This window comes from Halomonas sp. DN3 (genome assembly GCF_024137905.1).
In the GTDB taxonomy this organism is placed as follows: domain Bacteria; phylum Pseudomonadota; class Gammaproteobacteria; order Pseudomonadales; family Halomonadaceae; genus Halomonas; species Halomonas litopenaei.
In genome coordinates this window covers 1624498-1650692 of record NZ_CP099965.1, presented here as the reverse complement: position 1 = coordinate 1650692, position 26195 = coordinate 1624498, and the positions used below count along the sequence as shown (strand labels likewise).

The window sequence follows — 26195 nt, the reverse complement described above, 5'->3', positions numbered from 1 at the left end:
TTATTAGGTTTAGTGAAAATTGGCATGACCCGTATGTATCGGCCATCATACATCTCTTCAAGTTCGCTTAATATTTCCTGCATCCTAACCAAGACGTCATCGGGGGGTTGTCTTGGCCATAGATACGCCAACAGACTACTAACAAGCAGCAGTACGACACCCCCGATGACTCTCTTTCTCATTGTTTATATTCTCCGGCTTCTGGCCAATGCACAGTCGTGGTGTATTTTTGAATCCTCCCTAATTGGGTAAGGAGCTGAGGCTACTTTCTGCATCACGATATCAGCAGTAAGCGCTGAAGGGTCAGGGTATTCGTGATATAGCTCGAACCCTAACCGTATTGAGAGATTATCTGTCACATCGTCAAACTTACGTAGACTAAGCCACCCACCAGGAATCTCCGATCTATAAGTGACGTCTTGGTCATCATGCAGAGTGTCGGAGCCCACCTGCTCAAGTCCTGCACCTTCCAACATCAGCCCTTCAGAAAAGCCACAGTACAGGCTGACATAGCCATAGTGGATATTCGCCCAGATATCGTAGTAGTACTCGTACTTGCCGTATTTGTGATGGTATCGATAGGAGGACTTACCTAGTGATGCAAAATGACCATTGCCATCCCTCCTTATTTCTCTTTTATGATCCCACGGGCCATCTTCCCTCACCATAAACGTCCACAGGGAAAAAGCAAATAGCCAACTAGGAGCTTTCGGCATCAGGAAGTTTCGGATGTTCGCTAGCCTGGGGTACTCCCCCCCCATGCTGTCCATCTCTTGCGTGAACACCTCGATGGAAAGCTCGCTACTCTGCCCGTTCCAAAGTGACATCATCCGGCCTGGCCGAGACACGACATTCCGCTGAATCTCATCCACGATATACGCAGCTAGGTCCAGTGCTTGGTCAGGATGGTTACAGGGAGACTCAGCCGGTTCCGTATTGGCGAAGGACTGCCGGATTCCAGCACCAGGGTACTGTCGTCGTTGTGACACCGCTGTGTCGTAGTAGGCCTGTGCGGAAGGCTGGCGATCATCCCCCAGTGCATGCACGCCATTCATGGAAGAAATCAGGGTCGCCCCACAGGCCGTGTGACAGCCATCAAAGGCAACAGATTTACCATTGACCGTAATGGTAGGGTGCCCCTCGACAATAGGGCAGACACCATGCCCCTTGACTGGACATGCGACCATATCACCAACAACAGCAACCTGCTTTCCGTGGACGATGTAATTCGCTTGACCGGAGACCACTCTTCCACCGTGCGAGCTGTAGTCTCCAACGAAAATTGCTCCATCCCCTGGATTGAACATATGCAGCGCTCCCTGCGCCATCGCTCAGACAAGGGATCATAGTACTGCCGGCAGCAACAACATGATGGCTGATTATATGCAGAACCAACCTGCAGAAACGTTCCTAAATTAAAGAAAAAGCGAACGCCACAATTACGCGGACACTTTGCATTTATTACCTTCGTCAAGTGCCTGCAGTTTATACCCGCCGAACGACGACGCGGCCCCTGGATATCCGACCAGGCGCTAGGCTCTAACTAGTCCCAGATGAGGCCTCATTTAATAGCCGGACAACACCTCCAGCGTCTTGAAGCTGACGCCTTCTCGTTGCTGATGTCAGCGGTAACTCTCGAGAAGCTGTGATAAGCCCGGATCGGCTGGCGCTGCTGGTCCTGCGCTGCGAATCGGTGTCGGCTTGGTCGTTGCCGCCAGAAGCACTACAGCGCCAGAAGCCTTGTCATCGCCCTCGTTGGCTGCGTGCCGGGTCAGCAGTTCATGGCTCTCCAGCAGTAGTGCAGCCACGGCGACCATGGCTTCTCGCCGACAGCGAGTCCTTAGCGAACGGCGTATCTCGGTCTTGCCGATGGCTTGCCGCGCCCTTTCCGGCACAACAACGCGAAAATACCAGATGCCGTGACGGGATCTGAACAGATAGGGAGCGCAGGGACGCCTGGCGCTGGAACGCTTGGAGGGTGTGCAGCTATTGCACGAAGAGAGGGTCTTGCGGGCCGCGGGACGCTCTGATCCAGGCATCTTTGTACCACCTCTTTGTACCACTGTTGTGTAACAGCGGGATCAATGAGGCAGAAGGTCCTGCAGGATCAAAGGCATGGCCTGAAATGGAGGCGGCCCCGACAGCCACATCCCGGCACACGCGTCCACCACTACCGTTGCTCCCTTCCGGGCCTGGCGGGGTTTGCGGTCTAGCGTTGCGGGAGGACCGACAGGGCCACCACAGCAAGGCGAGCTCGACAACAAGGAAATGTCGACTGCCTGAAAACGTCACCGGGCAAGGCCTGAAAAATCAGCCTCTTGCTCAGGACGCGGGCACTATACCAAGGTCATGCCCGGGCCACAAGGGCAAACCCAGTAGACTTTGCCTCAACAGTCATGCAGCGCTCGAAATGTGAGACTTCTACACTGAAGCTGTATGGTGGAAGCACCTTAACGCCTGGGAGCTCATACTCACCAGGCGTCACTTTTTGAGGATGACGACCACGAACAACCAGCACCACTACGCCCACCAACGCCCATTCCAAGGAGGCGCTGCATGAACAAGGATCCCAACAAAGGCTACATCGCACTACTCGGCTGGAGCCTGAACGCTATCGAGGCCGCCGAGAACTTCGACCGTCGCTATGTTGTGGTGGCCCCGGACTGGGCCGAGGACTACTGCAAGCAGCACGATATCCCCTACGTCTCCTGGAACTTCGAACGGCTCAACGATCGCTCGCTGGAGATCGCCGAGACCCTGCGTGACATGGGCGTGGACGTGTCCATTCCGCTGTTCGAGGAAACCGTGGAGTGGGCCGGTGCAATCAACTCGGTGTTGATGGACAACCCGCGCCTCTATGGCCAGTCGCTGCTGCTGCGTGACAAGGCCCTGATGAAGCGGCGTGCGCAACTCGGCGGCATTCGTGTCGGCATCTTCGAGGAAGCCCACGACCATCAGGACGTCATCCGCTTCCTCAAGCGGGTCAACCAGACCCTGCTCAAGCTCGACGGTGACCCCAACGACCCGATCCACCTCAAGGCCTTCGACAAGGCAGGCTGCCTTGGCCACCGGGTGATCCGTACCCCCGACGAGGTCGATACCATCCCGGAAGAGGAATTTCCGGTGCTGATGGAATCCCACCTGGACGGATGGGAGTTCGCGGTGGAGGCCTGGATCCATGACGGCAAGATCGCCTTTCTCAATATCTCCGAGTACGTGACCCTGGGTTATTCGGTGTTCGTGCCGGCCTCGCCAGAGCTCGAGCGCTACCGCGAGCAGATCCGCGTACAGATCGAGAAGCTGATCAAGGCCTTCGACATCGACTTCGGCCTGATCCACCCCGAGTACTTCGTCACCAGCGATGGCGAGATGTACTTCGGCGAAGTGGCCTATCGTCCGCCCGGCTTCAAGGTGTTTGAGTTACTTGAACGGGTCTATGGCTTCAACGCCTACCAGGCCAGCATGCTGGTGTTCGACCCCAAGACCACGCCCGAGGAGGTCGCCGAGTTCTTCCCCCGCGAAGTGGTCGACGCCAACGGCTTCGCCGGTTGTTTCGGGGTCTATCCGCGCCGCCGCGTGGTCAGCCGCCTGGAAATCCCGGAGTCGGTGGAAGATCACCCCTACTTCGAGTCCCACGAACTGACCGCGCCGCTGGAAGAGACCGTCACCAAGCGTACCGCCTTCGGTACCCACTGGGGCCTGGTCTACTTCAAGGGCGACGACGCCCATACCTTGCGCGACCTGTTGAAGGCACAGGAAGACGAGGACTATTACATCTAGCCCTGCCAGGTAAGCGCTGCCCCGTCGGGGGCAGCGCCGCCGGAGCGTCCCTCGCAAAGGGTCCGGTTGAACCGGATTGGCGACGCCACCGTCTGCGCATGCGTATACTGGCATCGTCCGCTCGACGTGACACGACTCGACCGCCTGATGTCGGGACTGCTGCCGGGACGCCTCCGGGAGCCAATTTCAGGACGACAAGGAGCCGGTGTGACCACCCCAGACACTCCATCCCCCGCAGATAATGACAAGCTTCGGGGCCTGCTGACCAAGCTGGACGACGCGATCGCCAGCCTTGGCGAGTCCCGGGAGTTCGCCAAACCGGCCAAGCTGCCTCGGGTCATCGATACCTGTCGCCGGGTGCTGATGCAGCCGGGAGGCTGCGCGGAAATCGAACAGCGCGCCGAAACCCTCGAACAGGCTGGCCTGTTTCTGGGATCGGACTGGGCCAGCCCGCATATTCTGATCCCCTCCCTGACCACCCAGTCGCTCAAGAGCGCCGACAGTTCGCTGGTGGTCATCGAGGCCTTGAGCGAGTTGCGCATGCTGGCAGTCGCCAAGGGACGCTATCGCCACCACCTCATTTCCGATGAGGGGGCCCACCACTACCTCACCCAGGTCATGGCGATCAATCTGCCGCTGCTGTTTTCCGCCCCGTCGGAAGCCGAGCGTGAGACCCAGGGCCGCCTGGCCGAGATTCCCCGTCAGCTGTTTCAGTACCTGGCCGAGCGCATCGGCTATGAACACGTCATCGACGAGCTGATCAGCGAGATCTGGCGGATCCTGCAGCAGCGCCCGATCCAGGTCGATCCGGTCAAGCAGATGATCACCCAGATCGCCTTGTGTCAGGCCAACCCCGAGATCGACCTGGGCGCCAGCGGCCAGGGCGCGGACCGTCTTGTCAGCTCGCTGTTCGGCCCGACCCAGGGCTGCCGCGAGGACCCGGGCATCGAAGTCTACCGCGAACGGCTAGCCAGCATGGACGCGAGAGGCCTGCAGTACGAAGCCAGCGGTTTTGCCCGGGCGATGCACGACACCGGCCTGGTGTCGCCCTATCACCCGGTGCTGCTGCGCCACCTGCTCGACTTTGGCGACAACCTGCTGTCCGAGGCGCTGGGCCTTTCGTCCACCGGCCGCGATTGCCTGCTGTGCTACTGCGATCTGGTCCACACCATGGTGCGCACCGCCATCTATCCCGAGACCGCCCAGGCCGTCTATGGACTGGCGCTGACCCTGGAACGTGGCATCCTTTACCAGCCACCGGTGGCGCCGGCACTGTGGCGCCAGCTTGGCCTGAAGCTATCCGACTGGTCCGAGGCGCGCCTCCACGCCGCCTTCGGTGATGGCGTGTCCTATCGGGCCCGCCTGATGGAAGGTGTGCTGTGCATGCTGGGCCTTCCATTGGGGGTCGGCCAGGGCAACAACCCGACCTGCCAGTCGGCGCGGGCGCTGTCCATGTGGGCCTACAACGACCCGGACTATCTTTTGCAGATGGTGGCCTGGGCCGCCCGCGACGATGAGATTCTGATGCACTTCGAAGGCCAGCCGATCTCGTCCCAGGAGAGCATCTCCGGCGTCGCCCAGACCCTGCCGCTGGACCTTGACCCAGTGTCGCTGCTGGTCGTGCCGCATCTGGATCGTATCTATGCCGAGATGGGGCGTCGCTGCCTGGGCCGTGAGGGAGACCCCCACCGCTGGGTCAACCCGGAATTCCATGGCTGGTGGGCAGGACGCGGGTTTCGTATCAATGTCGACGTGGCCACCGGCCAGCTCACTGACCTGGACACCTTCCTGCGCCATTTCTATGCGAGCTACCACCCCTACTACAACGGCAACCAGCCGCTGATTCACCCCCAACCCGCCGGCATCGCCGTCACCGACAGCGCCGGGCGCTTCATCGGCTGGCATGCCATCACCGTGTTGCGGGCCTCGCTGGATCCGTCGGGTCAGATGCGCATCTACTTCTTCAACCCCAACAACGATAGCGGCCAGGACTGGGGCATGGGCGTGAAGGTCAGCACCTCCAGCCACGGCGAGCGCTTTGGCGAGGCCTCCCTGCCCTTCGAGCAGTTCGCCTCACGTCTGTATATCTATCACTACGACCCGCTGGAGCACGGCGAGCTGGCCCAGGTCGACCAGCAGCAACTCGACCACGTCGTCGCCATGATTCAGGAAAGCTGGGGCGCCGACCGCATCCCGGCAGGTGGCCTACAGGCCGACGAGGGCCTCTAAAACGCCACTGGCCCGGACTTGGGGGAAGAGTGCTTCCTTCCGCCAAGCCCGGGCCAGTGCCCTTCCCTTTGCCTGTGTAAACCTTTTTGAGACGTCGTCCAGACACAACAGACACCGACCACACGGTGTCAGAGGGACTGCTACCCTCGCCGCCACCCGACTCGGCTTGCCAGGAATGCCGGTGCATGAATGTCTGGATTCAAGGTCGTTTAGCTCATTGACGTCGCCATCATGCGCTTGCCACGTGCAATTCTCAGCTAGCCATTGCTGAAGGGTCGCTTGCCAGTCGACCATACATTGCCGAGTCAGAGACAATGCCGTTGACTTCCCAACGCTGCCTCAACAAGCCTTCTCGGGAAAACCCGAGTCTCTCAAGCGCTTTTGCAGAAGCCTGGTTGTCCGGGTCGATCTCTGCCTCAATTCGCCGTAGCCCCAATGAATTGAAACCATACTGAATCAATGCCTCGCCTGCCTCACCAATGTACCCCTTTCCCCAAGCAGAACGACCCAACCCAAATCCGATCTCGGCACGCCTGGATTCCTTGTCATAGCTGAACAACATACATTTACCAGCCAGTTCACCCGTAGACTTCAGATATACGCCAAGAACGACCGATGTTTGACGTCCCATCGAATCATTACTCGCATTGATGAAGTCAATGGCGTCCTGAATGGTTTCCCAAGGGGCAGTATTCCAATACCGCATAACCTCAGGATCAGAGAAAATTCCCAGCAGGCTTTCCGCGTCCTCACTCACTATAGGCCTAAGTACCAATCGTTCAGTTTCCACAACTGGAAAAAATAACTCTTTCGACATTCACCTCTCCACTTTTGCGTATAACGCTGAGCAAAGCGACGCCACTTCAGTGGCAGCCAACGGCCCTGTACTGACGCGATTCGTTATGCAGTGATCTGTTGCACAAAGCCGGACTCATCCCGAACTCCAACTCGGTTGCCATCAGGATCACTGATATTGATGGTTCTTCCCCATGCACTCTCGGTGATGGAAGCTTCGATGCCCCATGACCTAATTTCCCTCAGCGCATCTTCCAGGTCATCAACGTTGAACCGCAACTTGAAACTGCACTCTTTTGGGGACTTGATTCCCTTCTTCGCCTTGCCACCCTGTTCAACCATCAGGTAACCGCTTCCATACTCGAAACAGGATAATTTAAAGTCATCCTCATTTTTTTCGAACAGTAGAGGAAGACCAAATAGGTCGCGATAAAAAGCAACGCAATCCGAATAGTTTTCGGAGTTCAGGATGATTCCGTAACGGGACACATTCGCGTACACAATTCCCCCTACTGCTTGACGTTTAGCGTACCGGCGAAATATGGAGCGCAGCGACAAAGCTTGCCCGCGTTCACGCGGTGGTTAGGCGAGTTTACTCCATATCGAAAAGATAACCGACATGTCGACCACAACATGGAAGGAATGGGAAGTGCTCAACCTTCTTGCGGCTTCAGCCACTTGTCACACCGCAACTAAGCCTCATTAAATGCGTGCTCGCAGCTCAAACACTTAAAATTATCAAGAATATTCTCGTCTACTGCCCTACCCGTCATCGCTCCAGCCGTGGCACCTACTGTACCTCCTGCCAAGGCACCAGCGATAGCTCCCGCCACTGTACCAATCGAGGCTCCCGCTGCCGCACCAAGAGGGCCAGCAATCAAGCCAACTGCCGCACCTGCCTTTCCTCCTGCAGCAGCGCCAGCAACGGCGGTTGCCGCCCCACCGGCTGCTCCCCCCATCCCCCCGATGGTAGCGCCGGCTCGTTTTCCATAGTTCCGCTTGTCAATCTTTAAAGATCCACACTTTGGACACTGCATTGTCACTCTCCTTCTGCATAACGCCCGCCAGCAGGCGAGCGGTTTTTTGCACGCCTGCCTGGCCTTGTTGGGTGTGAGTTTTCTGCTATTAACAGTTAATGGCAATGAACCGTTCCAACACTATTATCCATATGGCAACACTGCCCGGGTGGAGAGCTTTTCCGGCACCCGCCCCCGTGGGCCAGAGCAGTGCCGCTAACCAAAGTAAGAACGATTGCAACAACAATTCTCATATTCTCCCCTGCCTCTGATTGGATTTATTCTTGGGACCTGAAACTACACACCTAACGCCACGTTAAGTAGTAAACAACGACGCCACCTTACCTTTACCATTGTTTCGCAAACACTAAACTCAAGGAAAACCTAAAATTCCGATCGCTGGAAATCTATCCTAAACGCTTTGTCATGTTCGTAGCCATTTGTACATGACGTAGCTATCAACCAACCCTAGTTGAGCATGATTATATGCCTTAGGGATTCTACCTATGATATGAAACCCTAATTTCTCCCAAAGCTTCACCGCAACTTCATTGGTAGAAACCACGCTGTTAAATTGCATTGCGTCAAAACCGAGACTTAGAGCCGTTTCCTGCGAATGTTCACACATAAGTCGTGCAATGCCCTTACCTCTCGCTTCGCTTGAGACCATGTATCCACAGTTACATATATGACCACTCGGCCCCATTGCATTTGGTTTAATGTAGTAAGAGCCCAAAACGACGTCATTTTCTACGAACACAAAAGCTTTCAGTGGATATTCGCACCAAAGAACAAATGCTTGTTCCAATGTCATATCGGGGTCAAAGGCATAGGTTTGTTGAGCCTGAATAACCGCTGAAAATGTTGGCCAAAACGACTCGAAATCGGCTTTAGTGATTTCCCTAATCATGATTTTTCTCTTAGAACATAAGGCCGCCATCACAGGCCGAGGTAGTTTTCGACATTCATGTGAATGCATAAAAGGCGTGAGTTACCGAAAGTCGTGTATACGGCCTGGCTATGTGTTTATTCCTGATTTATACGTATAGTCTTTGTATTTGATCACGAATTCTTTTTCCTGATCCAAAGTGTCTGGGTAAGGAATCACATCATGATGCTCCGGTCCAATTCTTATTTTTTGAAACCTAAAACCATGATCAAATAGAAAGTCTACTTTTTCCCATTGTTTGAGATCAGATTTTTTTGGTGCTTTGAAATGTCGACCGAAATTGTGTGCTTCTCCATCACAATCAGGACAAGTGAGTCCACTTGGACATTGTGCAGACAAATCAAACCTACGTTTGAAAGACTTCCTGCAATTCAATCAAGCAAATGCCATATTATAGGGAGTGGGCACAATCTCTCCTCTTACACATAACGCCCAGCGCAACCGGTTGGCTTTGCAGCGTCAGCGGAAAAGTCAGTCCGCGTTGATGCTATGGTTAGGCTCTTATTCATGAAGCCATGGCGCATAACTCAGACCTATCAACACTCCCTCGGGGCTCATAAACCGTGCAACTGTCTGCCCCCAGGGTTCAGCCCGGGATTCATGAACGAACTCCTGCCCCCTTTCCTTCAATTCTTTCACTGCCGCTTCCACTGCAGCTGCGTCCGCCAACTCAAATTCAATTGTAGCTGTCGGCTCAGGAACATGGTCAGGCCATTCCTTCTGCCCAAAACAAGATTGGGCCGCCATCGCGAGGGGCCATACCCCGAAATGATTCGCTCCTGGGAATTTATCCATGAAACGATAATCGTCCATCTTTTCTAGCGGTAGACCTAGCGCATCCTCATACAAGGGCGTACTTGCCGCAGGGTCTTTGGTAATTGATGCAAAGCCTGCAATACACTTGATTTCCACTCAATTCCTCCGTGGCTCATGGAGCCTAACACCTGAACTCAGGGGCATTTGCGCTTTGCGATAGCAAAGCAGGTGACGGGTCAAACGTCCCCTGCAGCAACTGGTTAGGCCACACTGGCTCAACCTTTGATGATTGTGAAAAGAAGCGCGACGATTCGTCGGCGGCCTATTCTTCAACACGGCTCGTGGGGTCACGATCTTGGGTGTAGTGCCGGACAGATGGAAACGCCGGCAACCAAGACTCTCGACGGCTCGACCAGAGTTCGTAGGTCGGGGTTAGTTGATCAGGAAAGTCCAGCGAACCTAGATTGACCTCGATTTCATCTGCGCTGCACGAATAGACCGATGAGCCACATTGTGGGCAGAAACGACGCTCCTCATAGTTTCTGGTCTCGCCATCGATCATGACTGCGTCTCTGGGAAAAACGGCGGAAGCGTGAAAGAGGGCACCATGGTGCTTGCGGCAGTCAAGACAATGGCACAGGCCGACCCGATAGGGCAGGCCTGATGCCGTAATTCGAACGGCACCACATAGGCAACCACCGTTGTATGTGGTCATTCATTGCCTCCAGCGAGCAGTACGCATCCGTTCGGCCTAACGCCCGCGCTCAGCGGCCGAGCGTAGCGAGGTCCAGCCCCGAAGGGGCGATGCTGCTTAGCCTTGTTACATGTTGTTGGCTAGAAATTGGATTGAACATAGGCAAACAGTAGTTTCTGTATGTTATCTGGGTACTCTGTAAACTCATAATCGAGCTTATTTAAGTACTCTTCATATTTTTCGGATATTTCTTCTAATGCATTAACTCTCTCATCGCGGTTTTTGGGTGGGCTATCCTCACCAAATAAATCTAGCGCTTTCTGGGCAATGCCAGCCATTTTATGTGCCCCAATGGAGTCGAGGGCTTTTGCAGCATAAAAAGCGATATCACCAGCTGTGTTATAGAAAAGTTGATCGAAGCCACCGTTATTCACTTCAGCTTCCACAAACCATATTGTTGCCAGTACGCGCTCTGGCTCACGTATACCATCGAATCCTTTCGATTCAAGTTCGATCAGTGATTTTTCAAATGCTTGCTCTATATTCATTATGAAGTTTAACGCCCAAAGCAGCGGTGCGTAGCATCCGCTGCCTTTGCTTGTTAAATTTCAATCTAGAACCGTTGGATCAAAGCTCCAAATATGGTCACCATTTCGAGAGCAACGAACAAACGTTTTACTACTATGTTGAGATACTTTTAGATCTACGAGCTGTAGAGTTCCATCACACTTAGGGCAGCTGCCAGCGACTTTTGTAAGAAAAACTTCGCCATCCTTATTTGATTCCAGATTGAACCACTTTAGTCTTGAAAATCTAGTTCTCCATAAAATGATGCCGTTCATGAAAAGGAATATACTTAAACCGAGAACGACCAAAAATAGAAACTGCCATGAGCTACCAAACATACTAAATATAGATGCCCAGCTCCCAACGAAGCCAACCAACCCAGAAGTTATTAACCATGAGGTTTTTACGGGACTACCAGCCAGAGTAACAGGCTTAACATAAGTTCTATCAATGTATGCTCGCTTTTCTTGGCTTTCCGTCTGGTATACATCACCAACGTGAAGATGGCTATTAGAAATTGTGTTGCTGCCAGCTATATTTACGCTGCCATCTCCTTCCGTAGAATTTGTGGAGGATAGCGATATTCCACAATTTCCACAGAAGTTATCATTGTCAGAAACTTCACTTCCGCATTTAGTACAGTTCACGATGACTCCTTGTGAAATTTAACGCCTCAAGCAGAGGCGCAGCTTTGCTGCGTCCTTCTGACTTGACTTGTTATGCATTTTCTAGGCAGTGACAAGTTAGTGCCATCCTCCTGGCTTCTTAGCTAGGAATAACCCGGGGTATAGGCAATGTTTTACTTCCGCTTCGAGACAGCGTTTAAATAATGGAGTAAAACTCGAAATCGCCGCCGCTATGTTAGATGTAACAATGCCAATGACTGCACTAGTAAGCGCAGACCGTTTCGCACACACAGTGGCTATACTTAGAACAAACCTCCCTACATCTTGCGGTATTTTGAAGTATGCATAAAAAACCAACTTGCTTATACGGATCTGTAGCACGGGGTAGCTAATTGTGATTCTAGAGCACCCAATTTTTATACGTTTTTTTCTCCATACGATACGAAATTCAGGCCATTCAGCTACGGTCAACAATTTTATTTCCTTGCGTGCCATATCGCCGCAGGTAGAAGGAATTATATCTCGCATTAGGTCATCAATAGCATTTTCAACTTCTGCAACGCTATCTGGGTTAGATATAGTTTCATTAACGTTCGGATCAGATGGTGGATTGCTGTCATCCACTACGATATTAGTTGAGATGAGTTTTAAGTAGCTTTTCCGCTCGTATGACCACTGGGGTAAGCCCATATCCATATTATCAATGTCAATTTGCCCATCATTGTCCGAAGGGCTGTCATTGCAGTCCAGTAGATCAAATAACTTTACTCTTTGTGATATATCTTTTTCAGTTGGTAGCAGAGTCTCTTTTTCAATATTTAAAGATGTTTCAAGTTCGAAATCACTTTCGTTCAATCTTCCATTTAAGTTACTTCGCATGTAGCTATCTACATCACCTCCATGTGTGGATGGATCGTAGTTATGAAAAACCTGACTTGCATATTCCTTTGTTTCTTCGGTTAATGAGTCACGAAGAAAAAGCCAAAAGTCAGAATAAATATTCACAGAGTGCTCTAAGGCAACGAAGACTCGATGTAGTCCTACAGCCGAACCTCCATCGAATTCACCATTTGGTTGTCTACTCCCGCCCTCAAACAATTGATAAAGCTCTTCCTGAAGAAAAACTACTAATTCGTTGTGCTCAGCACGATTAAGATCAGGATTTAGGCTGTGTCGCCGATTATCTACATGATGAGAAAATCCAGTTAGTGCTTCAGGTTCAACCTTGTAAGTTGACTCGGTATCAGAAATCAAGAATTTCTTTATATTCGGGTTGTCGAAAGAAAATTTCGTATCAAAATTAATACTCATAGGTTACTCCCTTTTTTATATATATGCATAACGCCGCTCAGCACGCGCGGTTTTAGAATGAAGGCGAAGCCGCAATGTAAAAACCGTCGCCGTGCCTGGCATTGTTGGGAATCATACAAGCTCACGTGCCATGATGATGGAGCGCTCGTCCCCATGGTAACTGTCACTCTTGGCTATGTACCCAAGCCCAGTATAGAAAGCCTCCGCAGTAACCGATGATGGGACCGATAAGACGTTCACCCCTTCGTCACGAGCTACTCGCTCAACGGCCTCCATGAGTTTTCTGCCAATACCTTGCCTTTGATTTGAAGGCGAAACGAAAACTGTTCGAACAACTCGCCCATCAAGACTGGCCGTGCCCACGATACCGTCGCTTGTTACAGCGACGTAAACCTTTCGCCGGCTGATAAGATCCAAGACAGCGGCGGGACTGAAACTTTTTTTCTACACGCTCAACAATTCCGGGGGAATAATCTTGGGAATTTGTACTCCGGAGCGCCGCAATAATTACGCGGCTGACGTCACCAGAATCCTCTCCCTGAGCCACCCTTATCTCACAGGCCATCTCAAGCTCCCTATGATGCCCAACATTTTTAATCGTATGCATGCTCGAATTTTCCGCGACTGATCCCGCAAAATCTTTGTTTATCCACTTGAAAACTCACGGTTCGATTTGTGGACCTATCGGGTCTTGAAATCAAAAAGTGTGCATGCTCATTTTGCCCGGTAACCGCGCTGCATATCGCTTCGACGCTTTTCTCTAACATCTTGTTTTTTCATCCAACACCTTGATGCCGCGCGAAATAAGTGAGCACTCACTTTTGTCATTCCATGCAGGATCTCAGCGTGCGGACAGATATACTGTATATAAATCCATTTTTTGGGTGCGAGCACTGCGGCACCATCAGGAGGCCCTTGTTGGCCTCCCCCCGCAGGGCAATCAGTCGTTGTGGATCAGGTGGCGGAGAGATAGCGGTGGGGAACGGCGAGACAAACCGTTCGAGCACCCTACCGGGGGGACATGCCATCCGTGCAAGTCCCTCCCCTTAACTTCAAGGTGGCGACGTCATCACTCTCTGGCGGGAAGAAGTCACAAGTTCGGTAGGGACTGGGTGCTGCGCGTGGTGTGACATGACATAGAGACCGCCGACTCGTGGTTATGCCTTGTCACCTGATGCTGTCTTTCGAACAGCACGCCCGTGCCGTACTGCTTGTCGCACCGTACTGCTTGTCTCGCCGCCACTTGTCGCAATTCCGCACAGAACCTGTCGCCTTGTGCGATCCTAATTAAACTTGCTGATTTTCAGCATAGTCTGTGATCCTGGACATTTCGACCGGGAGGTGGCGCTAAAAATGGTTAGTCCCCGACGTAGTGAGAGCCTAGGCGGTATCGAAACTAGTCGGTGTCGAAAGGAGACGAGTGCTAGCCAGAGGCGAACAACAGGTTAGCGAGTAGAAACTGACAGAATATGATGGAAAGCTGCGGGGACGGCTGTGGTTGACGGCTCATAGCGCTTGAGACTGGTGTGCGCGCCCACGGGGGCCTCGCCGTGGCATAATGCGCCGGCATTTTCTGCCTGAACTCCAGACAGCCCGACCAAGGCGCCACAGGAACACCCCATGCCACGTCTCGACCAACTCCTCGTCAGCCAAGGCCTGGTTCGCTCTCGCACCCGCGCCCAGCGGTTGATCCGCCACGGCCGTGTCTCCCGCCGGGATGACGGCAAGGTTTTGACACGCCCCGGGGAGAAGTGCCCCGACGACCTCGCTCTGGTGGTCGCAGAAGACCCGGAGGAGCGCTATGTGTCCCGCGCCGGACTCAAGCTGGAGGCGGTGCTCTCGGCGTTGGAACTGTCACTGGATGGTCGCCTGGTGCTGGACGTGGGCCAATCCACCGGGGGCTTTACCGACTGCGCCCTGGCCGCCGGCGCGCGTCACGTCATCGGCATCGAGGTGGGACACGGTCAGCTCGATGATAGCCTGCGGGGCGACGCCCGCGTCAGTTGTCTGGAGGGGCTCAACGCACGCCACTTGAGTGACAGCCGCGAACTCATGACGCTGATGGAGAAAATCGGTCGGCCGGAGGTGGCGGTGATGGATGTGTCCTTTATCTCGCAGACGCTGATTCTGCCCGAGCTGGCGACGCTGCTGGCACGGGACGCCCTGCTGCTGTCGCTGGTGAAGCCCCAGTTTGAGCTGGGGCCTGGTGCGGTGGATCAGCGAGGCGTGGTCAGCGACCCCCGCCGCTACGCCGAGGTCGAGCAGCGCACCCGCGACTGCTGCGCCTCGGTCGGCTTCGAGATCCTGCACTGGCAGGAAAGCCCAATCCTCGGCGGCGACGGCAATCGCGAGTTTCTGCTGCAGGCCCGCCGGCGCTAGCGATAGGCTGTGCGACGTGTCATGCGACGAGCTATGCGACATGCCATGCAACGTGCCATGCAGCATGGCTATGCAACGGGCCATGCAGCAGACCATGTAGCCTTTCGCCAGCGACCGCGGTCGGTCGCCCTCAGCGCCCGCCGGCGTCACCGCCCCCATCGCTGCCGCCGCCATCCCCGATACTGACGTCACCCGGGTCACCCTTGGCCCCGGGGGGCGGGTGGCCTTCCTGAGGGTCGCTCTTGACCCGATGCACGCCCTTCCACACGTCGCGCTGCCCCGAGCGGCGGATGTGCACATCGAGCTGGTCGAAGGCGATACGGATGCCATGCTCGGAGAACATGTCGCCGATGCGGCCATTGAGCTCGTCGGTGGCCAGCAGCCGATCCCCCAGGGCATTCACGTAGATGCGCAACTCGTACTCCATGGTGCTGGCGGTGTAGGCCATGAAGTAGATCTCCGGGGGCGGATCGGACAGCACCCGCTCGTTCTCCTCGGCGGCCTGCTCCAGCAGGCGATGCACCAGGCTGCGATCGGCGTCGTGGCTGACCCCATACTTCAACGTCACCCGCGTCACGCTGTCCGACAGTGACCAGTTGATCAGCTGGTCGGTGACGAAGGTCTTGTTGGGGATGATGATCTCCTTGCGATCGAAGTCGGTGACCGTGGTCGCGCGGATGCGAATCCGGCTCACCGTGCCGGTGAGGTTGCCCAGGGTAATGGTGTCGCCGATGCGTACAGGCCGCTCGAACAGGATGATCAGACCCGAGATGAAGTTGGCAAAGATCTCCTGAAGACCGAAACCGAGACCCACGCCAAGCGCCGCCACCAGCCACTGCAACTTGGCCCATGACACCCCGAGTGCGCCCAGGGTCATCACCGTACCGGTGCCGACGATGGTGTAGGACAACAGCGAACTGATGGCGTAGGCGCTGCCCTGCTTGAGCTCCAGGCGCGACAGCACCATCACCTCGAGCAGACCCGGCAGGTTGCGCGCCAGCATCATGGTCACCCCGGCGATGAACAAGGCCACCAGCACGTCGCCGACACTCAGGTTGTCCTCCAGCGCCTCGCCACCCTCTCCGGTGGCGCCTTCCACCAGGGTGACGTTATCGAGGTAGCCGATGACCCCGAGAAAGTCGGTCCAGACCAGATACAGCAAGGCGGCGAAGCCGATGGTCAGCAGCAGCTTGGACAGCCTCAGCGACTGCTGGTTGACCTGCTCCATGTCCAGCGGCGGCTCTTCGACGATATCGAGGCCACGGTCGTTGTCGTCCTGGGCCAGGGCTCGCCGGCGAGCCAGCGCACGACGATAGGCCAGACGCCGGGCCGCCACCGCCAGTCCGCGGACCACCGCTGCCTCGACCAGGATCCACACGCCCAGCAGGTACAACGAGATCACGAAGCGGCTGACCAGACTCAACGCCGAGTAGACGTAGCCATAAAGCACGGCACCACCCAGCACCACCGGCACCATCGCCAGCGCCAGCCCCAGCACCAGACGAAAGAGCTTCACCCCGAAGAAGGGGGTGTGGGCCATGATCAGCTTGCTGAGCGCCACGCTCATGCCGATCAGCCCCAGCAGCAACAGCCCGAGCCCCAGCGGGCGCTGGTTGAAGGTCACCGCAGCGTCCCTGGCAAGCGGCGCGATCAGCAGCACCGGCGCCATGCTGACGCCAAGCCACAAAAGCCACCAGCGCAGCTTGCCCACGTACTTGACCGGCCAGTGGAAATGACGTGTCGCCACGCCGTCGCTGACCAGCAGGCGACGCGACCAGGCGACCACGCCCCAGGCCAGTGAAAGCTGCAGTACCGAGTAGCCGACATCCGCTGCCACCTCGGAGCCACCGAGGGTCAACAGCAGGCCGAAGGCCACCAGGCACAGCGGTCCCGGTGCGGCCACCAGGGCGTTCAATGCCACCGCCTTGGGCGTATGCAGCTGAGAATCGAAGCGAAGTCGACCGATCTGGTCGTGCAGGGTGACCAGTCGACGCATGATCGCGCGCCTGAGCGCCAGCAGCAGCAACACCACCAGCAGTACCGGGACCGCTACCCAGGCACCAGGCCCCGGCCAGCGCCAGTTGTGAGGCAGGATCTGGCGCCACTCGCCTTCCCGCCACTCCATCATCAGGTTCTGGGGGATCTTCATCAGCCAGCCGAGATCGATGGGCCTGGCGTTAGCCACCCAGAACAGCTGTTCGTCGATGCTGGTGCGCAACTGCGCACTGATGTCGAGCAACTGCTGCTGGTTGAGCTGCATATCGATGGCAGCCGTGAGGATCTGACCGTAGGTGGGCTCTAGCTGGCTGATCAGCTCACGCCGAGAATTGAACAGCTGCACCAGCGGCTCCACCAGGGGCTCGGGCTCGTCCACCTCGGCCTGCGCCAACACCTCCCTTGCCAGTGCCTCCGGGGAGCGCAAGGCGTCGCGTTCGCTGTCGAGTTCGAACTGCGCCAGGCGTACATCGGCGATCTCGTCACGCAGGCCCGGCCGTGGCTGCACTTCGGGCAGCGATCCTCGCTGCTCACGCAGGATGCGCGACAACAGTACACTGCCGCGCACCGCCTCGATGTTCTGGGTCAGCCCCTGCTGCAGGCGACGCACCCGTTCGAGCTGGCGACGCACTTCGAGTCCGTCACGCACCAGATCGTTGGCTCGCGAGGTGGCGTTGAGCAAGTCCTTGGAGAGCTGACGGTTGGTGGTCTGGGCCGCCTGAATCACCGGATGCCGTGAGATGGCCTCTGGCTCATCGCGTACTGCCTCGGCGATGGCCCGCTCGGTCTGCTCGCGGCGCAGTCGATCGAGCCGACCCTGCAGCGCGGAGACCCAGGCCTCCTCGCTTGCCGCCTCCAGTTTCAACAGCGCGAGGCGCTGCTGCAGCACCTCACGCATACGTGTATTGGTATTGAGCTGACGCTGGTGCAGCTCGAGCTGAGCCTCGGCCAGAGCCTGGCGCGCCCGCGCCGCCACCCGCAAGGGGGCATCTTCCGGCACGTCACGACGATTGAGGTCTTCGAGCTTGACCCTCGCCTCATCCATCTCCCGATTGGCCTCGGTGATGGCCTGTTGCGCCCGCTCCGGCAGCGTCTGGGCCCCCAGCAACTGGCTCTGCACACTGGTCAGGGTATCCTGGGTCGACTGCAGCACTCGGGTGGCGTCGCTCAGGCGCTGCTCGACGGCCGGCATCTTCAGCCCCTCGAGCTCAGCCAGATTGTGCGACTCGCCTTCTTCACTCTGGCGCAGCGCTTCCTCCAGCGCCGCCAGCCGTTCGGGTGCCTCCTCGATACGTCGCTCGAGACTCTCCAGGTCTCGCTCGACCTCGGCCAGCTTCTCCACCGCGTCGATCGCCTCGGACAGCGCATCGATCTCTTCCTGCGCCGTGGCGCTTGGGGGATCGCTGGCATTGGCGACGCGCTCGTCAAGGCGCGACTGCAGCTCTTGCTTGTCCGGCAGCCTCTTCTCGGGCGCTTCCTGGGCCACCACCGCAGATACCGACAGCAGAGACAGCAGCAACACCAGCAAGAGGGGGAGCATTCGGAAAAACGAAGAAGGCGAGCTGGGCATCTTAAGAGAACTTCCTGTCGCAGCGTGGAGGAGGCGAGATTCTCAACCCAGTGTGTCAGTATGGCAATCCAGTGCAAGATTCTTCCACGAAGTTGACTCGCTGCGCCGCCATGGTAGAACAACGCCTCCACCTGTCGAATGGATTCACCCTATGACCCGCCCCGCCGTCCGTTCCTCCCTGTTCCCTTCCCTGTTGGCGCTTGCCATCAGTGGACAGGCCGTCGCCGACGGCGGCCTGACCGACGCCGAGCGCGCGGCCAAGGAGGCGCGTATCGAGGCCCTGAAGGCTGAGCTCGCCAAGCTGGAAAATGAACTCGACGATGACGAGGCCCAGCGCGAGGGTGCACAGGCCGTGGCCGTCAGTGGCGCCGGCACTTCATCGACGGTCAACGCCGAAGCCCCCGACACCACCGGTCTGCCCGCCTCCGAGGAGATCGTTGCACGTGCCTCGGGCAAGCCCATCGAGGAGACCGTCGAGGAGCGTCGTCAGCTGGAGCAGGAGTCCGAGAGCAATCCGTTCTCGATCACTACCCACCGGCGCAACTACATCCTGCCGATCAGCTACAACACCAACCCGAATTCCGACGCCTTTCGTGCCGGTGAAGACGATGCCGACATGGACAACACTGAACTCAAGTTTCAGTTCAGTGCCAAGTTCAACATCGCCGAGGACGTGCTGTTCGACAACGCCGACCTCTACTTCGCCTACACCCAGAAGAGCTGGTGGCAGGCCTACAACAGCGACGAGTCCTCGCCGTTTCGCGAGACCAATTACGAGCCTGAGTTCTTCATCGACTTCCAGAACGACACCACCCTGTGGGGCTGGACCAACGTCAACAACCGCATCTCGCTCAATCACCAGTCCAATGGTCGCTCGGACCCGCTGTCACGCAGCTGGAACCGCGTCATCGGCACCACTGCCTGGGTCAACGACGAGTGGGCGCTGGCAGTCTCGCCGTTCTGGCGCATCCCGGAAGACGATAGTGATGACGACAACCCCGACATCGAGGACTACGTGGGTTATGCCGACGTCACCGTGGCCCGGCAGATGTTCGACACCCACGAAGCCAGCCTGCTGATGCGCGGCAATCCCGACGAAGGCAACTACGGCACCCAGCTAGACTACTCCTGGCCGCTGTTCGGCAAGGTGCGTGGGCACGTGCAGTACTACTATGGCTACGGCGAGAGCCTTATCGACTACGACGAGCGGGTGAACCGCCTGGGTATCGGCTTCAGCCTTAACCCGCTGTTCTCGGCAGGCAGCTTCAATCCGTGATGCCGGCGGCGGCCAATTGTGCTTCTTTGCACAGTCGGCCGCCGGCCATTGCCGTGACTGCTATTCTGATGCGAGCATGAACGGGTAAAGATTCATCTTTGGTACCGTTAATCCACCTGCGTCAAAGGAAGACACGATGGCTACACGAAGCTCCAGCACCACCGCCAGCAAGTCCAACGCCAAGAGCGCTGCAAGCGACGCGGACACCAGCAGCTCCAGCGCCTCCACCGAGCAGCTCAGGGACGACCTCAAGCAGCTGTCGAGCACCCTCGAGGACCTGCTCAGCGCCACCGCCGACGACTCCAGCGAGACCGTCAAGGAATGGCGCAGCAAGGCAGAGGCGCGACTGAAGGATACCCGTGCACGCCTCGAAGCCACTGGCGAGCGCGTCTACCGCCAGACCCGTGACAGCGTCACCGACCAGGTCGATGCCTGCGATCGCTACGTCCACGACAACCCCTGGAAGAGCATCGGCATCGGTGCTGCCGTCGGCTGTATCGTCGGTATGCTGATCGGGCGGCGCTGATGGCAGACAGCCAAGGACCGGCACAACGGCTGTTTGGGGCGGGCAAGCGGGTCCTCTCGACCCTGATCGCCACCGGCGAGACGCGCCTGCGTCTCGCCGTTCTGGAACTCGAGGAAGAGCGCGCCCGTCTGGTGACCCTGGCCCTGTTGCTGGGGCTGAGCATGGTGCTGTTGATGCTCGGCGTCGCCACCCTGACGGCCTTCATCGTGGTGCTGTTCTGGAACTCCTTCCGGCTTACCGCCATCGCCGTATGCGCAGCAGTACTGCTGGCAGGAGGCGTCGGGCTGGCCCTGGCGGCGATGCGCCTGGCGCGCCGTCGCACGCTGCTGGTCAGCACCTTGAAGCACCTGGCCCTGGATCGAGAGCTTGCCGAAGAATCGATGCGGCCGGACGTCGATGAGCCCCATCGTCGATGAGCCGCCATCTTTCTGCCGACACGTCCGGGAGAGTAGCCATGAGCCGTGATGACCGCCGTGCGAGCCCCTCTCGCGCCGAGCGCAAGGCCGAACTCGAGGCCACCATCGAACAGCAGCGCCTGGACATCCTGCTGGCCTCGCGCCGCTTCCACCTTGCCGGAGAGCGCATCGACGCCGGCTGGCAAGCCCTCAGCCGCTATCGCACTCCGGCCCTGCTCGCCGCCGGCACAGCACTGATTCCCGTGCTGCGCCACCCCGGCCGACTGGCCCGCTGGGGTCGCAAGCTGGTGGTAACCGGGCTCGCCATCCAGCGTGTCAGGCGTCTGGTCAAACGCTGACAGAACGCCTCCTCCTCACGGTCCAGACCTTCAGTCCCCAGGCCTTCAGTGACGAAAGGTTGGTCGTCGCTGCGACTACCAAGACCGTATACAAAACAACATCAGTATCCCCCGGCCAACAACGCCATTCACTGCACAAAGCTGTGCTAAAGTCGTTGTTCTAGTTCATCAAATTCACGGGGCGAATTGCGATGCGGATGTTGTCGCTTTACAGCATCAAGGGGGGCGTGGGCAAGACGGCGTCGGCGGTCAATCTAGCCTGCGAAGCCGCGGCCTGTGGCCACAGGGTGCTGCTGTGGGACCTGGATCCCCAGGCGGCAACGACGTTCTATCTAAAGATCAAGCCCAAGATCCGCGGTGGGGTCGAGAAGCTGGTCAAGGGCAAGGCGGCCTTCAACAAGGTCATCCGCTCGACCAACGTGGAAGGCCTCGATGTACTGCCGGCCTCGCTGGACTCCCGCGAGATGGACCAGCTGCTCGAGCATCAGGGCTCCAGCCATCTGCGTCAGATCCTCGGCAAGGTGCGCGACGAGTACGATCTGGTCATCCTGGACTGCCCGCCGACACTCTCCCACATGTCCGAGAACATGTTCACCAGCGTCGACGCCCTGCTGGTGCCGGTGGTGCCTTCCACCCTTTCACTACGCACCCTGGAGCAGCTCGAGACCTTCCTCGACGACCAGGATCTGGTCTGCCCGTTGTGGCCCTTCATCACCCTGGCCGATCGTCGCCGCACCATGCATCGCGAGGTGATGGAAAGCTTCGGCAAGCGCTGGCCGCTGCGGCTGTCCAGCGTCATTCCGGCGGCCAGTGCGGTCGAGCGCATGGGGCTGGAGCGCGCCCCGCTGCGTCACTTCGCCCCCTATACCCCAGCGTGCCGCGCCTACGCCAGCCTGTGGAAGGAGATCGAACAGCGCCTGGCCTGATTGAACGGCCCGAGGCTTGTTCTCGGGCGCGCCCTCAGGGCCGCCCTGGGTCTTTTTCAGCGCTATTGCGGAGCCTTCATCCGTGCAACGGCCTCATTGAGACGGGCCTCGAGACGTTCCAGGCGCGGCTTGCGACATAGCGCTTGCACCCGCTTGAGGTTCTGCTCGGTCTGCGCCTCGTGGTACGCGTGCAGCAGCATGAAGCCGCGCAGATGGCGAGGCGCGGTGGCCCTGGGTGAGGCCTGCTCGAGTGCTGCCTCCAGGCGATCCAGTGTTTCTTCCTCGGTATGCAAGAGCGCCGCCGTGGTCAGCACGTCGCCCCTGACCAGGTCGTCGTGGAGATCGCCAAAGGCGTCCTGAAAGGTCTTCAGCTCTTCCTCGAGCTCGGCGAAGACCTCGCCCTGTTCCCGCCAGGGTCGCAGCAGGTAGCGCAGTCGCTTGCCGGTGATACGCGGCCGGTGCAGCGTCTCTTCTTCCTCGCGCCCTTTTACCGCGGCGAGCTCCTCAAGCCAGCACTCACCAAGCCGAGCCAGTACCTGCGCCGAGGCGTCACCGAAACGCGGCTCCTTGCCGGCCTTGTTACTGCCTTTTTTCTTGTCCTTCTTCTTGCTGTCTTTGCCCTTGTCCTTGCGAGCGGCCTTGCCGGCAGCCTCGCGCAGGCGGGTGTCGAGCAGTGGAAAGCCCGCCACACTGGCGTCGATGGAGGCGTACTCCTGTTCCACCTGCGCCGCCAGTCGCTCCCGCCACCAGCCGATGGCGCCCCGCTCCGGCGCTCCCGTCGACTCGGCCACGCTATCGAGCCAGGCCAGCATCACCTCACCGTCGCGAGCGTCGTTGGTGGCTCGCGCCAGCGCCGTCAACTGCCGCAACAGCGCCTTGTCGATCGCAAATCCTTGCTGATCGCCAAACTCCTTGATGGTGCTGCGCAGGCGCCTCAAGGCCACCCGAAAGTCGTGCAGCCCTTCGCTGTCCTCGGGATCCTGGATACGCGGATAGGCCTGACGAGCCTCATCGAGCATCTCAAGGATCACGGCTTCTAGCACGGCCCCCAGCCGCCGTTGTCCCAGCGCCTTGGCCATACACTCTCTCCTGAACAAGAAATAGATGATGCATCCAAGAGTAGCGCAGAAACTCAGCGGGCCGACAGTCCGCCGGCCAGGCGCATCAGGCGCACCGCCTCGGCGCGATAGCCGTAGGGGTCATTGCCCTTGCTGGCCTCGGCCAGCGCAATGGCCTCATCCCACCCCCAGTCACCCAGGTAGCGGTCGTCACCCAGCAGCTGGCCGAAGCCGGCGATGGCGGCGGCGAAGGACGCCTCGCTGTCGGCTGCCGTCACGCCTGGCGAGATCGGCGTCTCGATCAAGCGGCTTTGCGACTCCCCCGGCACCTTGTAGCGCAGCGATAGATGCCCCAGCTCGTCATGCTGGCCCCCCGTCACTTGCTGCCCCTGCTGATAGCGAGATGGCTGGGTCAGGGCAGCCCTCGAGCCCACCGGGGCAATCTCGTAGAGCGCCGTCACCTGATGACCCGCGCCGATGTCTCCCGCATCGACGCGGTCGTTGCGGAAGTCCTCTCGCCTGAGCTCGCGGGTCTCGTAACCGATCAAGCGGTACTCCTGCACCAGCGCCGGATTGAATTCGACCTGCACCTTGACGTCGTTGGCGATGGGCTCGAGCGACGCCGCCAGTTGGTCCACCAGCACCTTCTGCGCCTCGGCCAGACTGTCGATATAGGCGGCCTGGCCGTTGCCATGCTGGGCCAGCGACTGCATCACGGCGTCGTCGAGATTGCCTCGGCCAAAGCCCAGCACCGACAGATACACGCCGCCCTCACGCCTGTCGGCAATAAAGCGCTCGAGCGCCTCGGGATCACTCAGCCCCAGATTGAAGTCGCCATCGGTGGCCAGCAGCACCCGAGTCGTCTCGTCCTCGCCGTTCATCTGTCCCGCCAGCCGATAGGCCTGGCTCAAGCCGGCTTCGCCGGCGGTACCACCACCGGGCGCCAGGGTCTCGAGCGCTTGCATGATCTCCTCTGTCTTCGATGCCGCGGTCGGCGCCAGTGCCACCCCGGCGCTGCCGGCGTAGGTGACAATGGCGACCTCGTCGTCGTCATTCAGCTCACCCAGCAACAGCGCCATGGAGCGCTTGAGCAAGGGCAGCTTGTCTGGCGAGCGCATCGAGCCGGAGGTGTCGATCAGCAGCACCAGGTTGACCGGCGAACGTGGGCCAGGCGTGGCCGCCCTGCCCTGCAGCGCCACACGCACCAACTGGCGCTCGGAATTCCACGGCGAGGCAAAGACGTCGACCATCGGGAGAAACACCTCGGCGTCCGGCTGGGGGTAGTCGTAGCCGAAGTAGTTGATCATCTCCTCGATACGCACCGCCTGGGGCGGCGGCAACTGTCCCTGCATCAGCGAGGAACGCACCACCGCGTAGCTTGCCGTGTCCACGTCCACCGAGAAGGTCGACACCGGCGCCTCGGCGGTCACCCTGACACTCGAGGCGTCGAACTCCGGATAGGCTTCCGAGGTGGCGGTGGGCATCTGGACGGAAGGTCCCGGGCTCGGTAATGGCGCGCCCCGTGCAATATCCTGACTCGGCATCAGGCCGCGCATCTCCATCGATGTCGAAGAAGAGAGCGACGTCGATGGTGAAGAAGAAAGCGACGAAGATCGCGACCCAGAGAGCCTCGGTGCCTCGGCCAACTGAGTGACCTGCCCCGCAGACTTGCTTTCCGTCTCGACAGCCGTCTCTACGGCCATATCAAGGGGCGTGTCACCGGTCATCTGGTCTGTCACCGGTCCTGTCTTGCTCGCCACAATCGCCAGACGTTCGCCCTCGGTCGACTCAGGGGCAGACTCGGGCTTGCTGGCAGTTCGAGGTGGCGAGACGGCCATCTCGGCATCCTGGCTCGGCTCGGGCCCTGTCATGGCGTCGAAGTCCTGGCCCTGGGGCCACAGCAGGTAAAGCCCCAGTGACAACGCCGCCAGCGAGGCGGCGGCAGCCACTGATGGTCGACGATGCAATGGGCGACGATGCAATGGGCGACGGTGTGACGGGCTGTGGCTAAGCGATCGGTTCATGCTGGCATCCCTCCGGGGTGAACGCGGCCGCGACCTGATGTTGTCGCGACCTTCCCCCGAGAGACGTGGCTCGGCCCTGGACTCTTGGTCGGCGGCCTGACGTTGATCGAACCGGTCAAGCGCCGCCTTTAGATGCCCGGACTTCACCTCCGCCTGCGGCGCGGGTGCCGATGACAGGGCCCGTTCGAGGCGCTTCAGCTCATCACTCATCTTTCCTCCTCCGCCTGGGCCAGCGCGCTCAATTGTCGTTTCACCTCGCTCATGCGCCAGGCCACGGTACCTTCTGAAACCTCCAGCACCTCGGCCACCTGCGCCTGGGTCATGCCTTCGCCCAGCGACAGCGCCACGGTGTCACGCAGATCAGTCGACAGCGTCGCCATCGCCCTGGCGAGCCAGCGCTGTTCATCGTCGCGCTGTCGATTGCGCCGATGTCGATCCTGCTCCCAGGCCTCCCAGCCCTCGGCAGCCTTGCGCCGCGTGGCTTGCTGCCGGCGACGATCGTGGGCGGCGTTGACCGCGACCCGATAGAGCCAGGTAGTAAAGGCGGCGCGCCCATCGAAGCGGATTAGCTTGTCGGGCAACGCAAGACAGATGTCCTGGGTCAGATCCTCGGCCTCGGCGCGGCTGCCGGTCAGCCGCCAGGCCAGCGCAAACAGCCGGTCGTAGTGGCGAGACAGCAGGCACGCAAAGGCCTCACGCTCGCCTCCGGCGGCGCCCTTCACCAGTTCTACATCCGTTGGCGCCCGGGTTTCGGGCTCTTGAATCGACAAGTGGCCGCTCCTCGCGGTCGGGCTCTCGGAAATACACATCAGCCCACAGGGGGGCATCTACATGTAAAGACGTCGCTGGTAGCCGATTCCTTGGGCGACTGAGAAAAAAAGTCGCGGACAGGCATCGCTTGAACAGGAAGCCTCCATATCCGTGAAAGGTAGTAGCACAAAAAGAGGCGGCCCGTAGGCCGCCT

At 58.3% G+C, this 26195-nt stretch carries 23 protein-coding genes and 1 other RNA gene; 8 read left to right on the top strand and 16 right to left on the bottom strand.

From position 1 onward, the window contains the following. Positions 1–185: 185 nt before the first annotated feature. The 3 genes from NKF27_RS07295 to ffs all read right to left on the bottom strand — a co-directional run bounded on the left by NKF27_RS07295 (position 186) and on the right by ffs (position 2232). A complete protein-coding gene (locus tag NKF27_RS07295) occupies positions 186–1307 on the bottom strand; it encodes a PAAR domain-containing protein (protein ID WP_253555912.1) in 1122 nt (373 codons plus the stop codon). 315 nt (positions 1308–1622) lie between these two features. Continuing rightward, positions 1623–2039: a DUF6538 domain-containing protein gene (locus NKF27_RS21235; protein WP_367399256.1), complete on the bottom strand. Its 417-nt coding sequence runs from the start codon at positions 2037–2039 to the stop codon at positions 1623–1625. Between the two features lie 96 nt (positions 2040–2135). Further along, positions 2136–2232, bottom strand: an RNA gene (gene ffs / locus NKF27_RS07290) — signal recognition particle sRNA small type. Between the two features lie 324 nt (positions 2233–2556). On the opposite strand from ffs, the gene NKF27_RS07285 reads away from it, so the two are divergent. Beyond that, a complete protein-coding gene (locus NKF27_RS07285) occupies positions 2557–3780 on the top strand; it encodes an acetyl-CoA carboxylase biotin carboxylase subunit family protein (protein WP_253555910.1) in 1224 nt (407 codons plus the stop codon). 207 nt (positions 3781–3987) lie between these two features. Next, complete coding sequence (locus NKF27_RS07280) at positions 3988–6009, top strand: hypothetical protein (protein ID WP_253555909.1); 2022 nt, start codon at positions 3988–3990, stop codon at positions 6007–6009. 253 nt (positions 6010–6262) lie between these two features. Here the strand turns inward: NKF27_RS07280 and NKF27_RS07275 are convergent, their stop codons facing one another. From NKF27_RS07275 to NKF27_RS21230, 9 genes are all read right to left on the bottom strand, one after another. Next, positions 6263–6826 carry a GNAT family N-acetyltransferase gene (locus NKF27_RS07275; RefSeq protein WP_253555908.1) on the bottom strand — a complete coding sequence of 188 codons (564 nt, stop codon included), beginning with the start codon at positions 6824–6826 and terminating at the stop codon, positions 6263–6265. Positions 6827–6909: 83 nt separating this feature from the next. Continuing rightward, positions 6910–7362 (bottom strand): VOC family protein, encoded by a 453-nt coding sequence (locus NKF27_RS07270; RefSeq protein ID WP_253555907.1) that lies wholly within the window; start codon positions 7360–7362, stop codon positions 6910–6912. An 882-nt stretch (positions 7363–8244) separates the two neighbouring features. Beyond that, complete coding sequence (locus NKF27_RS07265) at positions 8245–8730, bottom strand: GNAT family N-acetyltransferase (RefSeq protein ID WP_253555906.1); 486 nt, start codon at positions 8728–8730, stop codon at positions 8245–8247. Between the two features lie 540 nt (positions 8731–9270). Beyond that, the gene (locus tag NKF27_RS07260; RefSeq protein ID WP_253555905.1) at positions 9271–9681 is read right to left on the bottom strand and encodes a VOC family protein; all 411 of its coding nucleotides are present in this window, start codon (positions 9679–9681) and stop codon (positions 9271–9273) included. A 166-nt stretch (positions 9682–9847) separates the two neighbouring features. Then, positions 9848–10240: a GFA family protein gene (locus NKF27_RS07255; protein ID WP_253555904.1), complete on the bottom strand. Its 393-nt coding sequence runs from the start codon at positions 10238–10240 to the stop codon at positions 9848–9850. 119 nt (positions 10241–10359) lie between these two features. Then, positions 10360–10767 (bottom strand): DMP19 family protein, encoded by a 408-nt coding sequence (locus NKF27_RS07250; protein WP_253555903.1) that lies wholly within the window; start codon positions 10765–10767, stop codon positions 10360–10362. A 60-nt stretch (positions 10768–10827) separates the two neighbouring features. Next, on the bottom strand, positions 10828–11433 hold the full coding sequence (locus tag NKF27_RS07245; RefSeq protein ID WP_253555901.1) for a zinc ribbon domain-containing protein: 606 nt from the start codon (positions 11431–11433) through the stop codon (positions 10828–10830). 96 nt (positions 11434–11529) lie between these two features. Further along, complete coding sequence (locus tag NKF27_RS07240; protein WP_253555900.1) at positions 11530–12723, bottom strand: hypothetical protein; 1194 nt, start codon at positions 12721–12723, stop codon at positions 11530–11532. Between the two features lie 111 nt (positions 12724–12834). Continuing rightward, positions 12835–13140, bottom strand: a complete 306-nt coding sequence (locus NKF27_RS21230) for a GNAT family N-acetyltransferase (RefSeq protein ID WP_367399255.1) — start codon at positions 13138–13140, stop codon at positions 12835–12837. 1203 nt (positions 13141–14343) lie between these two features. Between NKF27_RS21230 and NKF27_RS07235 the strand changes: the two genes are divergently transcribed. After that, positions 14344–15102 carry a TlyA family RNA methyltransferase gene (locus NKF27_RS07235; RefSeq protein WP_222569277.1) on the top strand — a complete coding sequence of 253 codons (759 nt, stop codon included), beginning with the start codon at positions 14344–14346 and terminating at the stop codon, positions 15100–15102. Positions 15103–15232: 130 nt separating this feature from the next. On the opposite strand, the gene mscK is transcribed toward NKF27_RS07235, so the two are convergent. After that, a complete protein-coding gene (mscK, locus tag NKF27_RS07230) occupies positions 15233–18637 on the bottom strand; it encodes a mechanosensitive channel MscK (protein WP_253555899.1) in 3405 nt (1134 codons plus the stop codon). Positions 18638–18818: 181 nt separating this feature from the next. Between mscK and NKF27_RS07225 the strand changes: the two genes are divergently transcribed. From NKF27_RS07225 to NKF27_RS07205, 5 genes are all read left to right on the top strand, one after another. Next, entirely contained in the window at positions 18819–19943 is a 1125-nt protein-coding gene (locus NKF27_RS07225) for a phospholipase A (protein ID WP_253555898.1), read from the top strand. Positions 19944–20079: 136 nt separating this feature from the next. Then, positions 20080–20469, top strand: a complete 390-nt coding sequence (locus NKF27_RS07220) for a YqjD family protein (protein WP_045993309.1) — start codon at positions 20080–20082, stop codon at positions 20467–20469. Beyond that, a complete protein-coding gene (locus tag NKF27_RS07215) occupies positions 20469–20885 on the top strand; it encodes a phage holin family protein (RefSeq protein WP_253555897.1) in 417 nt (138 codons plus the stop codon). Before NKF27_RS07220 ends, NKF27_RS07215 begins: the two co-directional genes overlap by 1 nt. Positions 20886–20923: 38 nt before the next feature. Then, entirely contained in the window at positions 20924–21223 is a 300-nt protein-coding gene (locus tag NKF27_RS07210; protein ID WP_045993311.1) for a YqjK-like family protein, read from the top strand. Between the two features lie 191 nt (positions 21224–21414). Beyond that, positions 21415–22149 carry a ParA family protein gene (locus NKF27_RS07205; RefSeq protein WP_253555896.1) on the top strand — a complete coding sequence of 245 codons (735 nt, stop codon included), beginning with the start codon at positions 21415–21417 and terminating at the stop codon, positions 22147–22149. 62 nt (positions 22150–22211) lie between these two features. Here the strand turns inward: NKF27_RS07205 and NKF27_RS07200 are convergent, their stop codons facing one another. From NKF27_RS07200 to NKF27_RS07190, 3 genes are all read right to left on the bottom strand, one after another. Continuing rightward, positions 22212–23228 (bottom strand): CHAD domain-containing protein, encoded by a 1017-nt coding sequence (locus tag NKF27_RS07200; protein ID WP_253555895.1) that lies wholly within the window; start codon positions 23226–23228, stop codon positions 22212–22214. Positions 23229–23281: 53 nt separating this feature from the next. Then, complete coding sequence (locus NKF27_RS07195; RefSeq protein WP_253555894.1) at positions 23282–25231, bottom strand: VWA domain-containing protein; 1950 nt, start codon at positions 25229–25231, stop codon at positions 23282–23284. 206 nt (positions 25232–25437) lie between these two features. After that, the gene (locus NKF27_RS07190; RefSeq protein ID WP_253555892.1) at positions 25438–26001 is read right to left on the bottom strand and encodes an RNA polymerase sigma factor; all 564 of its coding nucleotides are present in this window, start codon (positions 25999–26001) and stop codon (positions 25438–25440) included. Between the last annotated feature and the right edge of the window lie 194 nt (positions 26002–26195).

Coding starts and splice junctions, on each gene's coding strand:
- NKF27_RS07295 (WP_253555912.1), bottom strand. CDS start 1,307: ATGTTCAATCCAGGGGATGGAGCAATTTTCGTTGGAGACTACAGCTCG.
- NKF27_RS21235 (WP_367399256.1), bottom strand. CDS start 2,039: ATGCCTGGATCAGAGCGTCCCGCGGCCCGCAAGACCCTCTCTTCGTGC.
- NKF27_RS07285 (WP_253555910.1), top strand. CDS start 2,557: ATGAACAAGGATCCCAACAAAGGCTACATCGCACTACTCGGCTGGAGC.
- NKF27_RS07275 (WP_253555908.1), bottom strand. CDS start 6,826: ATGTCGAAAGAGTTATTTTTTCCAGTTGTGGAAACTGAACGATTGGTA.
- NKF27_RS07265 (WP_253555906.1), bottom strand. CDS start 8,730: ATGATTAGGGAAATCACTAAAGCCGATTTCGAGTCGTTTTGGCCAACA.
- NKF27_RS07255 (WP_253555904.1), bottom strand. CDS start 10,240: ATGACCACATACAACGGTGGTTGCCTATGTGGTGCCGTTCGAATTACG.
- NKF27_RS07250 (WP_253555903.1), bottom strand. CDS start 10,767: ATGAATATAGAGCAAGCATTTGAAAAATCACTGATCGAACTTGAATCG.
- NKF27_RS07240 (WP_253555900.1), bottom strand. CDS start 12,723: ATGAGTATTAATTTTGATACGAAATTTTCTTTCGACAACCCGAATATA.
- NKF27_RS07235 (WP_222569277.1), top strand. CDS start 14,344: ATGCCACGTCTCGACCAACTCCTCGTCAGCCAAGGCCTGGTTCGCTCT.
- mscK (WP_253555899.1), bottom strand. CDS start 18,637: ATGCTCCCCCTCTTGCTGGTGTTGCTGCTGTCTCTGCTGTCGGTATCT.
- NKF27_RS07225 (WP_253555898.1), top strand. CDS start 18,819: ATGACCCGCCCCGCCGTCCGTTCCTCCCTGTTCCCTTCCCTGTTGGCG.
- NKF27_RS07220 (WP_045993309.1), top strand. CDS start 20,080: ATGGCTACACGAAGCTCCAGCACCACCGCCAGCAAGTCCAACGCCAAG.
- NKF27_RS07215 (WP_253555897.1), top strand. CDS start 20,469: ATGGCAGACAGCCAAGGACCGGCACAACGGCTGTTTGGGGCGGGCAAG.
- NKF27_RS07210 (WP_045993311.1), top strand. CDS start 20,924: ATGAGCCGTGATGACCGCCGTGCGAGCCCCTCTCGCGCCGAGCGCAAG.
- NKF27_RS07205 (WP_253555896.1), top strand. CDS start 21,415: ATGCGGATGTTGTCGCTTTACAGCATCAAGGGGGGCGTGGGCAAGACG.
- NKF27_RS07200 (WP_253555895.1), bottom strand. CDS start 23,228: ATGGCCAAGGCGCTGGGACAACGGCGGCTGGGGGCCGTGCTAGAAGCC.
- NKF27_RS07195 (WP_253555894.1), bottom strand. CDS start 25,231: ATGAACCGATCGCTTAGCCACAGCCCGTCACACCGTCGCCCATTGCAT.